The sequence below is a fragment of the Kocuria kalidii genome (genome assembly GCF_044462225.1).
Classification (GTDB): domain Bacteria; phylum Actinomycetota; class Actinomycetes; order Actinomycetales; family Micrococcaceae; genus Kocuria; species Kocuria kalidii.
This window is the reverse complement of the sequence record NZ_JBISWJ010000022.1, coordinates 1-11,985: the sequence shown is the minus strand read 5'-3', so window position 1 is coordinate 11,985 and position 11,985 is coordinate 1. Positions and strand designations below refer to the sequence as shown.

Genomic DNA, 11,985 nt, shown 5'->3' with positions numbered 1-11,985 from the left:
TTGCACGTGATGGTTCAAATTTGAAAAAACTGTGCGGCCCGTCCTTCCGGGCGCGGCCGCGGAGCAGGAGGACGACATGCAGTTCGGCATCTTCACCATCGGGGACGTCACCGAGGACCCCACCACGGGACGCACCCCCACCGAGCACGAGCGGATCCGGTCGACCGTCGCGATCGCGCGGAAGGCGGAGGAGATCGGCCTGGACGTCTTCGCCGTGGGCCAGCACCACAACCCGCCGTTCGTGGCCCCCGGCAATCCGCCCACGCTGCTGTCCTACCTGGCCGGTGTCACGGAGAAGCTGGTCCTGTCCACGGCCACCACGCTGATCACCACCACGGACCCGGTGCGCATCGCCGAGGACTACGCCTACCTCCAGCACCTCTCCGGCGGTCGGGTGGACCTCGTCATGGGACGCGGGAACACCGGTCCGGTGTATCCGTGGTTCGGCAAGGACATCCGTCAGGGCATCCCCCTGGCGATCGAGAACTACCGCCTGCTCCACCGGCTCTGGCGGGAGGACGTGGTGGACTGGCAGGGCAGGTTCCGCACGGCCCTCCAGGGGTTCACCTCGACCCCGCGCCCGCTCGACGACGTGGCCCCGTTCGTGTGGCACGGGTCGATCCGCTCCCCCGAGATCCCGGAGCAGGCCGCCTACTACGGCGACGGGTTCTTCCACAACAACATCTTCTGGCCCGCCGAGCACACCCGACGGATGGTGGAGTTCTACCGGCAGCGCTACGAGCACTACGGCCACGGCTCCGCGGACCAGGCGATCGTGGGCCTGGGCGGGCAGGTGTTCATGCGCCGGAACTCCCAGGACGCCGTGCGCGAGTTCCGCCCCTACTTCGACAACGCCCCGGTCTACGGCCACGGCCCCTCGCTGGAGGACTTCACGGAGCGGACGCCCCTGACCGTGGGATCGCCGCAGCAGGTCATCGAGAAGACCCTTGCGTTCCGCGACTACGCCGGCGACTACCAGCGCCAGCTGTTCCTGATGGACCACGCGGGCCTGCCGCTGAAGACCGTCCTGGAGCAGCTCGACCTGCTGGGTGAGGAGGTCGTGCCGGTGCTGCGCCGGGAGTTCGCCGCGCTCAAGCCCGCCCACGTGCCGGAGGCCCCGACCCACGCCTCGCTGGTGGCCCGCCACCGCGCGGGCCAGGACCCGGTGCCCGGCGGCGCCGACGACTCGCCCGCCGGGCGGGCCCGCGCCGCCCAGGCCACGGAGGGGGCCCTCCGATGAGCACGCGCAGCCCCTCCGCGGCGACCAGGACCATCCCGACGACGACGGCGACCACGACCCCGACGACGGCGACCCCGACCACCCCGGACCCCGGCGGGCGCCCGCTCACGGTGGCCGTGGTGTCCGCCGGGATGTCCGACGCGTCCTCGACCCGTCTGCTGGCCGACCGGCTGGCCGAGGCGACCCGCGACGGCCTGGACGGGGTGCCGGTGCGGATCGAGCGCGTGGACCTGCGCCCGCTGGCCCACGCCGTCACCGACCACCTGCTCACCGGCTTCCCCGCACCCGGGCTGCGGGCGGCACTGGAGACCGTCACCGGGGCGGACGCCCTGATCGCGGCGACGCCGACGTTCAAGGCCTCCTACTCGGGACTGTTCAAGTCCTTCTTCGACCTCGTCGAGGACGGGGCGCTGGCCGACCTGCCCGTGCTGGTGGCCGCCACCGGGGGCACCGCCCGGCACTCCCTGATGCTGGACACCGCCATGCGCCCCCTGTTCACCCACCTCAAGGCCCTCGTGCTGCCCCTGGGGGTCTACGCGGCCACCGAGGACTGGGCCGGGGAGACGCTCGAGCCGCGCATCCGGCGGGCCGGAGCGCAGCTGGCGGGTCTGCTCGCACCGGGCACGGTGCGGAGCACCCGGACGGCCGGCGGCGTCCCGGCCGGTGGCGCTCGCGCCGAGCGGGGCGGCGGGTTCGCGGAGGTCCCGGACTTCGCCGACCTGCTCGCCCGGGTCGGCCCGTGACCGGCCCGGAGGCCGCCGCCCGCCCGTGGGACGTGTGGCAGCTGTTCTTCGAGACCACCGCCCGGCTGACCAACGAGATCGAGGCCCGGCTCAAGGAGCACGGCTGCTCGCTCATGGACTACCAGGTGCTCCTGCTGCTGAATGGCGCGGCCGGCCACCGGCTGCGGATGGGGGAGCTGGCCCAGCGGCTGGTCTTCTCCCCGAGCCGGCTCAGCTACCAGATCGGCGTGCTCGAGAGGCGCGGCTGGGTGCGGCGCCGGCGCTGCCCGGAGGACGCGCGCGGTCTCGAGGCCGAGCTCACCGAGGAGGGCCTGCGCGTCTTCCGCCGCCTCCGGCCCGCCCACGCCCGCGACGTCGAGAGCCTGTTCCTCGGTGCCCTGGAGGGCGACGACGCCGAACGGCTGCGCACCGTCATGGAGCGCCTGGCGCACAACCTGTCGTGAATCGGGAGCGGGACCCGGCGGGGCGGCGCGCGTCAGCCGCGCAGGGGCTTGAGGGCCTCGGCCCAGGCGACCACCTGGTCGAAGACGGTCTGCAGGGCGCCGGTGGCGTCCTCGGTGGGGGCGAAGGCGAAGTCCTCGCCGAAGTCGGAGCCGAAGGGCAGGAACACCTGCGCCCGGACGTCGGCCATCTGCAGCTCGGCCGCGACGAGCCGCCAGGCCTCCACCGCCCGGGTGCCGCCGGCGCTGCCGTAGCTGACGAAGCCGACGGACTTGTTGTTCCACTCCGCGTAGAGGTAGTCCACGGCGTTCTTCAGAGCGGCGGGAACGGAGTGGTTGTACTCGGGGGTGACGAAGACGTACCCGTCGTAGGAGGCGATCTTCTCCGCCCAGGCCCTGGTGTGCTCCTTCGAGTACTGGCCCATGGCCGGGGGCATGGGCTCGTCGAGCAGGGGGAGGCCCTGGTCGGCGATGTCGACGAGGTCGAACTGCGCGTCGGTGCGGTTCCCGGTGTTCTCGTGCACCCAGTCGGCGACGGTGCGGGCCAGTCGGTTGGGACGGGTGCTTCCGGCGATGACGGCGATCCTGGTCATGGTGCTCCTTCGGTCGGCGGGAGGGGAGGTGCGTTCCCGGGGACCGGCCGGTGGTGCTCGTCGGTCGGCACCGGACGTGCCGGCCGCCCGGTTCTCAGCAGACACGCCACGCGGTGTCGCGTCAAGGCCGGGACGCGGGCGTGGTCCGCGGGCCGACCTCGGGCGCGGTCCGCGGCTCGCGGGGCATCGGCGGCCGAGGGCCGGGTGCCGGGCAGGGAGCGGCGCGGGCCGAGGGCCGGGTGCCGGGCAGGGGTGGCGGCGCCGGGCCCGCCACGGCGTCGTCGTCGGGCCCGCCACGGCGTCGTCGCCGGTCGTGCGGTCAGCGCAGCGCCGCCCGGACCCCCGGACGGACGGCCACGACGAGCCAGGCCACGTCCACCACGGCCTTGAGCGCGCCCGTCACGAGGCCCGGCGAGGCGCCGGCGGGACCCACCAGCAGCAGCGCGGCGTTGGCCAGGGTGCTCAGGAGCGCCATGGACGCGAGGGCGATCCCGAGGATCCACGCCCACTGCCGCTGCTCGCGCAGGGGGAAGTACACCAGGGCGTAGAGCCCGGCAGTGACGCCGAAGCCGAGGACGAGCGAGCCGACGAGGACGAACGTGTCGAACGCCGGCCCCACGGGCACGCCCGTCAGTTGACCGGGCGCCGCCAGGAGGCCCACCGCGCCGCCGAGGACCGCGAGCACGAAGGACGCCACGGTGAGCCGGAGCAGCAGCCGCAGATCGGAGGTGGCCGGCGGCCGGGGCGGGCGGTGCCGCGGGTACGGAGGAGCTCCGGACGGCGGGGTGCCGCCGCGGGGCCGCGGGTCCTGCGGACGTGGGGCGTAGGGCTGCTGGGACATCGTCGGTGCCTCCTGACGCAGGGAAGAGGTCCCGTGCGGGGCCCAGCACCGAACCTATCCGCCGGAGTCGCTTTCGCGAACACCCGGGGCGGAAGTCCCCTGCGCGGCGGACCGGGCGGGCGGCTCAGGCGCCGGGCCGCCCGCCCGCGACGAGGGCCGCGGTGGCCGCGGCGATCGCCTGCTCCTCGTCGGTGGGCACCACGAGCACCTCGATCGCCGAGTCCGGGGCCGAGATCCGGCGGATCTCCCGCGAGCGGGGGGCGTTGGCGTCGTCGTCGAGCCGGATCCCCAGGGCCCCGAGCCGGTCGCAGACCTGCTTCCGGAACGCCGCGTCGTTCTCCCCGATCCCGGCGGTGAAGACCAGGGCCTGCGCCCCGTCCACGGCCACGTGGTAGCCGCCCACGTACTTCGCCAGGCGGTACGCCGCCATCTCCAGGGCCAGCCCGGCGCGCTCGTCGCCGCGCTCGGCGGCCTCCCGGACCGCGCGCATGTCGTGGCTGCCGGCGATCGCCCGCAGGCCGGACTCCTTGTTGAGCACGTCGTCCAGCCGTTCGGGGGTCATCTGCCCGTCCCGGCGCAGGACGGCGGTGACCACGGACGGGTCCAGGTCCCCCGTGCGGGTGCCCATCACCAGGCCCGCCAGGGGGGTGTAGCCCATCGACGTGTCGTAGGAGGCGCCGTCCTTGACCGCCGTGACCGAGGCCCCGTTGCCCAGGTGCGCCACCACGCAGCTGAACCGTTCGCGCGGGACGCCGAGGAACTGTGCCGCCTGCTCGGTCACCCAGTCGTGGGAGGTGCCGTGGAACCCGTAGCGGCGGATGCCCCAGCGCTCGTAGAACCCCTCCGGGACCGCGTAGCGCCACACGTGCTCGGGCATGGTGCGGTGGAACGCGGTGTCGAACACGCACACCTGCGGCAGCTGCGGCCACGTCCGCTGCACGGCGCGCAGGCCGAGCACGGCGGCCGGGTTGTGCAGCGGCGCCAGGGGGACGAGCCGTTCGATGTCGCGGATGATCTCGTTCGTCGCGAGCACCGGTGCGGAGAACCGCTCGCCGCCGTGGACCACGCGGTGGCCCGCGGCGTCGACGGTGCGCCCGTCCAGCTCGTCCTCGAGTCGCCGGGCGAGCAGCTCGAGCGCCTGCGTGTGGTCCTCGACCTGCGAGCTGCCGATGTTCTCGATCACCCCGGACGTGAGCACGGTGCCGCCGTCGGCGTCGGCCTCGAGCTCCCGGACCTGGTACTTGAGCGACGACGAGCCGCAGTTGACGACGAGCACGAGCATGGTGGACTCCCTGGGATCGGTGGGGACGGGCGCCGCGGGGACGGGCGCGGTGGGCCGGTGGATCACATGCCCTGGGCCTGGATCGCGGTGATCGCGACCGTGTTGACGATGTCGTCCACGGTGCACCCGCGGGAGAGGTCGTTGACGGGCTTGCGCAGTCCCTGCAGCACCGGGCCCACGGCCACCGCCCCGGCCGACTGCTGGACGGCCTTGTAGGTGTTGTTGCCGGTGTTGAGGTCCGGGAAGACGAACACGGTCGCCCGGCCGGCCACGGTCGAGCCGGGCAGCTTGGAGGCCCCGATCGAGGCGTCCACCGCGGCGTCGTACTGGATGGGGCCCTCGACCTCGAGCTCCGGGTCCGCGCCGCGCACGATCTCGGTGGCCGCGCGGACCTTGTCGACGTCCTGGCCGGAGCCGGAGCCGCCGGTCGAGTAGGACAGCATCGCCACCTTGGGCTCCACCCCGAACCGGCGGGCCGTGCGGGCAGAGGCGAGCGCGATGTCCGCGAGCTGCTGCGCGTCCGGGTTGGGGTTCACGGCGCAGTCGCCGTAGACCAGCACGCGGTCCTCGAGGAGCATGAGGAACACGGAGGACACGATCTTCACGCCCTCCGAGGTCTTCACGAACTCCAGGGCCGGGCGGATCGTGTTCGCGGTGGTGTGCGCGGCACCGGAGACCATGCCGTCCACGTCCCCCATCTGCACCATCATGGTGCCGAAGTAGGAGCCGTCGAGCATCCGCTCCAGGGCGGTCTCGCGCTGCACGCCCTTGTGCGCGCGCAGCCGCACGTACTCCCCGGCGTACTTCTCGCGCAGGGCGTCGTCGTGCTCGAAGTCCACGAGGGTCAGACCGTCCTCGGCGAAGTCGAGGTTGATGCCCTCCGTCTGGCACAGCTGCGCGATCCGTCCGGGGTCGCCGAGGACCGTGAGGTCGCAGAAGTTGCGGCGGTGGATCATCTCGGCCGCGCGCAGGATGCGGGGGTCCTCGCCCTCGGGCAGCACGATGTTCTTCCGGTCGCCGCGGGCGGCCTCGACCAGTTCGTGCAGGAAGCGCAGGGGCGTGCGCTGGACCGGCCGGGGCAGGTCGAGCCGGCTCACGAGCTCCTCGCCGTCCACCCGCCGGGCCCACTCGCCGAGCGCGGCGGCGACCTTGCGCGGGTGCGCGCCGGAGAGGGTGCCCCGGGTCCGGGAGACCTCCCGGGCGGCGCGGTAGGTGTCCAGCCCGGTGGTCAGGACGGGGAACGGTGCCGCGGCGGTGAGCTCCCGGATCCGCCCCTCGGTGTCGAAGCCGCCGGTCAGCAGCATCCCCGAGGGGACGGGCAGGGCGGGGGAGAGGGCGGAGGCCAGGGACGCGACGACGATGTCGGAGCGGTCCCCGGGCGTGATGACGAAGTCGCCGTCGGCGAGCTGCTCGAGGTAGTGGCCCACCGTCATCGCGGCGATCTTGACGCCCTTGACGTCGCGGTCCAGCGAGACCGTGGACGGGCCGTCCCCGAACCCGTGCCGGTCCCGCAGCTCCGCCACGGTGGGGGCGGCGACGGCCTGGTTCTCGGCGATGACGTACACGGGCAGCCCCCGGACGCCACGGGCGGCGTTGCGCTCGATCTGCTCCACCCAGTCGGGCCGGGCGCGGTTGACGATGACGGCGAAGATGTCGCACCGCACCTGGGTCAGCTCGGCGCGGGTCACCTCGATCGCGTTGAGCACGTCCGCCGGGTCCTCGGACTCGTCCGCACCGATCACGGCCAGCACGGAGGTGCCGAGGTGGTTGGCCATCCGGGCGTTCATGTCGAACTCGGCGGTGGCCGCGTTGTGCGCCAGGAGGTCGGTGCCGTCCACCACGATCACGTCGCAGTGCCCGGCCATCTCCCCGTAGACGGTCACGGCCATCGCGTCGAGCTCGTCGTGGTCCCCGGCCGCGAGCAGCTCCCGGGTGCGGGCCAGCGAGATGCCGCCGCGGCAGCGCTCGTCCGGGAGGTCGAAGTTGCGCCGCATGAGCTGCACCATGGGGTCCTCCGCCGGGGTCTCCCCGAGGTGGACGGGGCGGAAGTAGCCCAGACGGTCGGTCTTGCGGAACAGCGAGTCGGCCAGTCCGAGGGCCACGAGGGACTTGCCGGACTGCGGCGTCATGGCGCTGACGTAGATGCCTTGGGTCATGGTGGCGTCCTCCGGTGGGCGGGCTCGAGGCGGTGGTCCACCCCGGTCCGCGGTGGTCCACCCCAAGTCTAGGGTCCGCCCCTCGGAGGGGCCGGGGGCCGGGGCGGCGCCGTGAGCCCGGTCCTCCGGCCGGGGAGGTGCGCCGGTCGGACCGGCGGGGTGGGGCCAGGGAGGCCGGGCCAGGGGGATCGGGCCAGGGGGATCAGGCCAGGGAGAGGAACATCTTCTCCAGCTCGGCCTTGTCCAGGCTCGGGTCCTCCTGGCGCAGGCACTGCTCGAGGCCCGTCGCGATGATGGAGAAGCCGGCCTTGTCGAGCGCGCGGGAGACCGCGGAGAGCTGTGTCACCACGTCCTTGCACTCGCGGCTCTCCTCGAGCATGCGGATGACGGCGCCGAGCTGGCCCTGGGCCCGCTTGAGGCGGTTGATGGTGGCGGTGAGGTCCTGGGGATCGAGTTGCACGGGGCGCTCCTGGGGGTGACGGTCGACGGGACCATTCTATACCCCCCGGGGGATCCTGCGTGCGCCGGGGTGGCAGGCGGAACGGCGGCGCGCCCACCGCCGGCCCAGGAGGTGCCGCCGCACGACCTCGGAAGCCACCTCTCCCGGAGCCGCTCGCCGTCGCCTGCGTCGCGAAGCGTCCGTCGTCGTCCCCGGGGGTTCACCCGGAGCCCCCCGGGTGGGAGGATGGGGGCATGCTGGTTGCCTTCTCCGTGTCCCCGTCCGGTGGCGAGAACCCGAGCGGTTCCGTCCACGACGCCGTTGCCGCCGCCGTCCGCGTGGTCCGGGAGTCCGGCCTGCCGCACCAGACCGACGCCATGTTCACCACGGTCGAGGGCGAGTGGGACGAGGTCATGGACGTCGTCAAGCGCGCCACCGAAGCCGTGGGCGACTACGGGCCCCGGGTCTCCCTCGTGCTCAAGGCCGACATCCGTCCCGGTCACACCGGTGAGCTGCAGGGCAAGGTCGAGCGTCTCGAGGCCGCGATCCAGCGGCAGGCCATCGAGTCCTGAGCACTGCCCCCGCCGCGGTCCACCTGCGGACCGCCGGACCGTCCGACGCCGCGGTCTGGTCCACCCTGCACCTGCGCTGCCTCGACGAGACCTACCGCCCGCTCTACGGCGACGCGTTCGCCGACCGGCAGCGCACGGCGGGGGAGCGCACCGCGGACTACGACCGCGCCCTCCTCGCCGAACCGCACGTGCGCACCCTCCTCGCGGCCGACGACGGCGGATCCGCCCTCGGGCTGGTCTCGGCCGGTCCGGCCCCCGCCGCGTGGGAGCAGCGGGCCGGGGTGCCCGCCCCGCTCGTCCCGCTGCAGCTGTTCCAGCTCTACGTGCTCCGCGCCGCCCACGGCACCGGCCTCGGAGCCGCCCTGCTGGAGGCCGCCGTCGGCGCCGCGGACGCCTACCTGTGGATCATGGACGGCAACGCCCGCGCCGAGCACTTCTACGCGAGGCACGGCTTCCGGGCCCTGGCCGAGTCCTTCCCCGCCGGCGGGCCCTGGGCCGGCCAGCACATGCACCGGATGCTGCGGACGGGGACCGCGTGAGCCGGGCGTCCCGCCGCTCGCGGGCCGCCACGGCCCCCGCCGCGCCTCCCGGCCCCGTGGCCGGCAGCTACGAAATCTCCACCGGCACCGCCGAGCTCGTGCCGGACGCCTACGCCCCCGGGTCCTGGGTGCTGCACGTCAACGGCGTGCCGTCCTCCCACGTGGACCCCGAGCACCCCGAGCGGCTGGACTTCGAGTACATGCGCTGGATCGCCGCGGTCGTGGACGCCCACGTCGGCGCCCACCTCGACGCCGACCGGCTGCGGATCCTGCACCTCGGCGGCGGCGCCTGCTCCCTGGCCCGCTACCTCGCGCACACCCGTCCGACGGCGCGGCAGGTCGTCGTCGAGCTCGACGCGCGGCTCGCCGAGCTGGTCCGGGAGTGGTTCGACCTCCCGCGGGCCCCGCTGCTGCGGATCCGGGTGGGAGAGGCCCGGGCCGTCACGGAGTCGCTGAGCCCCGCCACCCGGGACGTCGTGGTCCGCGACGTGTTCGCCGGCGCCGTGACCCCCGAGCCGCTGACCACGGTCGGGTTCGCCCGGCACGTCGAGCGCGTCCTGGCCCCCGGCGGGCTCTACGTCCTCAACTGCGGCGACACCCGGGATCTGGCCGGGGCCCGCGCCGAGCTCGCCGCGCTGTCCGAGGTCTTCGAGCACGTCGCCGCCGTCGCGGACCCGGCGATGCTCAAGGGCCGCCGCTACGGCAACATCGTCCTGGCGGCCTCCTCGGCGCCGCTGCCGCCGGCCGGCTCACCGGGGGCGGCCGCACTCGCGCGGGAGCTGCTGGGCGGAGCGGTCCCCGCCCAGTACAAGGACGCGGCGTGGGCGCGCTCGTTCACGGCCGGCGCCGCGCCGCGCCGGGACGGCTGAGGGCCGGGCACCGCCCGCCCGCACCCGAGACGCCCCGGTGGCGCACGTGCGCCTCAGGCGGTCCTGCCCGCGCATCGTGCCAGCTTCAGCAGCCGCGCCTCGCCCACCGCGGCGACCTCCTCGAAGGCCTGCGAGTCGGCGGCCCGGTCGATGCCGGCGTAGAGCGGGCCCTGGCCGACGGGGCTCTCCCCGAAGTCGAGCAGATACTCCACGTCCAGGCGCTCGGCCGCGGAGCAGACCGGCTCCGAGGTGGCGATCTCGTCCAGCTGACCGCGCAGCAGCGCCCTGTCCTCGTCCAGCGACTCCATGGTCATGTAGGGGTAGAGCACGTCGTGGCCGGCCAGGGCGACGGCCAGCGGTGAGCCGTTCCACGGGTTGTTGGCCAGCACGGCGTCCTCGGGGACGTGCTCCCCGAGCTGCTCGAGCAGCCGGAGCTCGTCCGCATCGAGCCGCCTGCCGTCGTCCGAGGCGGCGGGAACCCGGAAGGTCTCGGCCAGCGCGGTGTTCGTCTGCCACAGGGTGGGACTGGTCGTGGCCAGCAGCGCAGCGGCCGCCAGGGCGACGAGCGGGGCGAACAGGGCCGGCCGCGTCCGAGGGCCGCGGAGTCGCCGGCGGACCGCGGCGATCACCCGCTCCAGTCCCACGGCCGCCCAGGGCACCCCGAAGAGCGGCATCAGCGCGGCCAGCCGGTCGGGGTTGCCGTACCAGGGGGCGATGAGGGCGTTGCCCAGTTCGTTGTCGGAGCCGATCGCCAGACCGTAGACGAGCACGGTCAGGACGAAGCTGGCGATCATCCACCGTCGCCCGTCGTGGCGGGCCAGCTGGTACAGGCCCCACAGCACCAGCGCGCTCAGCACCAGGGCGGGTGATGCGGCGGGCAGCGGGAAGTGCGTCGCGGCCCGCCACAGTGCCTCGTCGAAGGACATGCTCTTGGGGTGGGCCCAGTTGAACAGCCGGCGGATGGTGTCGCTGGCCGACAACAGTGCGGCTGCGCCGGTCAGCGACACCAGGACCAGCCCCGTCCGTCCCCAGCCGGTGGCGTGCGAGCGGCCGAAGCCGGCGCGCAGCCAGGACAGCACCAGGACGACCAGCAGCGGGGTGAGTAGAAACGCGATCGAGAACAGGCCGTTGGGCTGCGAGAGCCCCTGCGCCGGCAGGTACAGGACCAGGAGCAGGCCTGCGCGGGCCCGGGACACGACCGGTGACCGTGCCTGGCCCAGGAGGGTGAGCACCAGCGCCAGCCCCACGGGGAGGATCGCGTAGGAGAGCGCATTGGGATAGACGGTCCCGTACTGCAGCAGGAGGTAGGGGAAGGCCGTGAAGGCGCTGGTGAGCACCCCCGCCGCGGCGAGCACCACCGGCTGCGGCCCCACCAGGGTGCGTGTCAGCAGCAGCGCGCTCGCCGGCCAGACGAGACCGGCCACGGCCAGCCATGTCACGTTGGTGGCGGCGGCGATGCTGAGGCCGGAGAGCTGCACGAGCAGGGTCACCAGTCCGTGCCACGCCCCCGGGTAGGGGTGCGGGACGGTGGAGCCGGGCCGGTTGAACATCCCGACGAACCAGGAGGAGACGTTGCCGGCCTCGAGCGCGTAGTGCACCGCGTTGAGGTGGAACACCGTGTCGTAGTTCTGGGTGATCGGCTCCAGACCGGGGGCGGCCAGCAGCAGCCGGACGGAGATCAGCCCCGCGGCCACGGCGGCCCCGGCCAGGCCCCAGGGCAGGACCCCGGGTTCCCAGCCGGCCCGGACGCCGGCTGCTCCTCCGTCTTGTCCGTCCGACCTCCCGGGGAGCTGAAGGCGCCGCCACAGGCCGGTCAGCAGCAACAGTGCGACCACCACGAGGACGGTCCCCACCGCGGGCACCCACCAGCCCCAGGCCATGCCGAGCAGGGGTCCCACGACGGCGCTGACGGCGATGACCGACACCGACAGCACCGGGGTCAGGGCGACCGCGGTGAAACCGCGCAGCCGCAGGACGGCGACGAGCGCGGCGCCCGGCAGCCCCAGAATCGCCAGGACCGACACCAGGCCCAGGAGTGCTTGGGTCGCTGAGTTCACCGCTGAAACCTATCAAGGGGAAGGAGTGGGACAGTTCGGCCGTGCTCCGCATCGCGGAGGAGCTGAGGTGCACGGACGGTCGGTGGCTGTTGTGCCGGTGGTGTCCGGGTCCGGGCCCGGGTGCGGGATGGGGTGGTGCGGGGTCAGGGGTGGAGGTGGTGTTCGAGGAGGGTGATGAACTCGTCGGCCTGGGTGAGCTTGCGGGCGAGCTTGT

Annotated in this window: 12 protein-coding genes; 6 read left to right on the top strand and 6 right to left on the bottom strand. The window is 73.8% G+C overall.

Annotated features, from left to right (window positions below):
- Positions 1 to 76 precede the first annotated feature (76 nt).
- The 3 genes from ACH9D3_RS03155 to ACH9D3_RS03145 are packed head-to-tail and all read left to right on the top strand — an operon-like array spanning position 77 to position 2,426.
- A complete protein-coding gene (locus ACH9D3_RS03155) occupies positions 77 to 1,240 on the top strand; it encodes a CE1758 family FMN-dependent luciferase-like monooxygenase (protein WP_396409821.1) in 1,164 nt (387 codons plus the stop codon).
- Positions 1,237 to 1,983, top strand: a complete 747-nt coding sequence (locus tag ACH9D3_RS03150) for a CE1759 family FMN reductase (RefSeq protein WP_449555775.1) — start codon at positions 1,237 to 1,239, stop codon at positions 1,981 to 1,983. The genes ACH9D3_RS03155 and ACH9D3_RS03150 overlap by 4 nt, the downstream gene beginning before the upstream one ends.
- On the top strand, positions 1,980 to 2,426 hold the full coding sequence (locus ACH9D3_RS03145) for a MarR family transcriptional regulator (protein WP_396409820.1): 447 nt from the start codon (positions 1,980 to 1,982) through the stop codon (positions 2,424 to 2,426). Before ACH9D3_RS03150 ends, ACH9D3_RS03145 begins: the two co-directional genes overlap by 4 nt.
- A 32-nt stretch (positions 2,427 to 2,458) precedes the next feature.
- Here the strand turns inward: ACH9D3_RS03145 and ACH9D3_RS03140 are convergent, their stop codons facing one another.
- The 5 genes from ACH9D3_RS03140 to ACH9D3_RS03120 form a co-directional block, all read right to left on the bottom strand.
- Positions 2,459 to 3,016 carry an NAD(P)H-dependent oxidoreductase gene (locus tag ACH9D3_RS03140; protein ID WP_396409819.1) on the bottom strand — a complete coding sequence of 186 codons (558 nt, stop codon included), beginning with the start codon at positions 3,014 to 3,016 and terminating at the stop codon, positions 2,459 to 2,461.
- A 319-nt stretch (positions 3,017 to 3,335) separates the two neighbouring features.
- The gene (locus ACH9D3_RS03135) at positions 3,336 to 3,857 is read right to left on the bottom strand and encodes a hypothetical protein (RefSeq protein ID WP_396409818.1); all 522 of its coding nucleotides are present in this window, start codon (positions 3,855 to 3,857) and stop codon (positions 3,336 to 3,338) included.
- Positions 3,858 to 3,981: 124 nt separating this feature from the next.
- Positions 3,982 to 5,139 (bottom strand): acetate/propionate family kinase, encoded by a 1,158-nt coding sequence (locus ACH9D3_RS03130; RefSeq protein ID WP_396409817.1) that lies wholly within the window; start codon positions 5,137 to 5,139, stop codon positions 3,982 to 3,984.
- A gap of 62 nt (positions 5,140 to 5,201) precedes the next feature.
- Positions 5,202 to 7,295 (bottom strand): phosphate acetyltransferase, encoded by a 2,094-nt coding sequence (pta, locus tag ACH9D3_RS03125; RefSeq protein WP_396399715.1) that lies wholly within the window; start codon positions 7,293 to 7,295, stop codon positions 5,202 to 5,204.
- 202 nt (positions 7,296 to 7,497) lie between these two features.
- Complete coding sequence (locus ACH9D3_RS03120) at positions 7,498 to 7,755, bottom strand: metal-sensing transcriptional repressor (RefSeq protein ID WP_396409816.1); 258 nt, start codon at positions 7,753 to 7,755, stop codon at positions 7,498 to 7,500.
- Positions 7,756 to 7,988: 233 nt separating this feature from the next.
- Here ACH9D3_RS03120 and ACH9D3_RS03115 point away from each other — a divergent pair, with 233 nt between their 5' ends.
- From ACH9D3_RS03115 to ACH9D3_RS03105, 3 genes are read left to right on the top strand one after another with little or no spacing between them, the layout of a single operon-like run.
- Positions 7,989 to 8,306 carry a thiamine-binding protein gene (locus ACH9D3_RS03115; protein ID WP_396399713.1) on the top strand — a complete coding sequence of 106 codons (318 nt, stop codon included), beginning with the start codon at positions 7,989 to 7,991 and terminating at the stop codon, positions 8,304 to 8,306.
- Positions 8,303 to 8,845, top strand: a complete 543-nt coding sequence (locus ACH9D3_RS03110; protein ID WP_396409836.1) for a GNAT family N-acetyltransferase — start codon at positions 8,303 to 8,305, stop codon at positions 8,843 to 8,845. Before ACH9D3_RS03115 ends, ACH9D3_RS03110 begins: the two co-directional genes overlap by 4 nt.
- Positions 8,842 to 9,714, top strand: coding sequence for a fused MFS/spermidine synthase (locus ACH9D3_RS03105; RefSeq protein WP_396409815.1), 873 nt, complete (start codon positions 8,842 to 8,844; stop codon positions 9,712 to 9,714). Before ACH9D3_RS03110 ends, ACH9D3_RS03105 begins: the two co-directional genes overlap by 4 nt.
- Positions 9,715 to 9,767: 53 nt before the next feature.
- Here the strand turns inward: ACH9D3_RS03105 and ACH9D3_RS03100 are convergent, their stop codons facing one another.
- Positions 9,768 to 11,771: a DUF6541 family protein gene (locus ACH9D3_RS03100; protein WP_396409814.1), complete on the bottom strand. Its 2,004-nt coding sequence runs from the start codon at positions 11,769 to 11,771 to the stop codon at positions 9,768 to 9,770.
- Positions 11,772 to 11,985: the final 214 nt, after the last annotated feature.

Excerpts from the sequence above, each read along its gene's own strand:
- ACH9D3_RS03150 (WP_449555775.1), top strand. The coding sequence starts at position 1,237 with ATGAGCACGCGCAGCCCCTCCGCGGCGACCAGGACCATCCCGACGACG.
- ACH9D3_RS03155 (WP_396409821.1), top strand. The coding sequence starts at position 77 with ATGCAGTTCGGCATCTTCACCATCGGGGACGTCACCGAGGACCCCACC.
- ACH9D3_RS03115 (WP_396399713.1), top strand. The coding sequence starts at position 7,989 with ATGCTGGTTGCCTTCTCCGTGTCCCCGTCCGGTGGCGAGAACCCGAGC.
- pta (WP_396399715.1), bottom strand. The coding sequence starts at position 7,295 with ATGACCCAAGGCATCTACGTCAGCGCCATGACGCCGCAGTCCGGCAAG.
- ACH9D3_RS03140 (WP_396409819.1), bottom strand. The coding sequence starts at position 3,016 with ATGACCAGGATCGCCGTCATCGCCGGAAGCACCCGTCCCAACCGACTG.
- ACH9D3_RS03135 (WP_396409818.1), bottom strand. The coding sequence starts at position 3,857 with ATGTCCCAGCAGCCCTACGCCCCACGTCCGCAGGACCCGCGGCCCCGC.
- ACH9D3_RS03130 (WP_396409817.1), bottom strand. The coding sequence starts at position 5,139 with ATGCTCGTGCTCGTCGTCAACTGCGGCTCGTCGTCGCTCAAGTACCAG.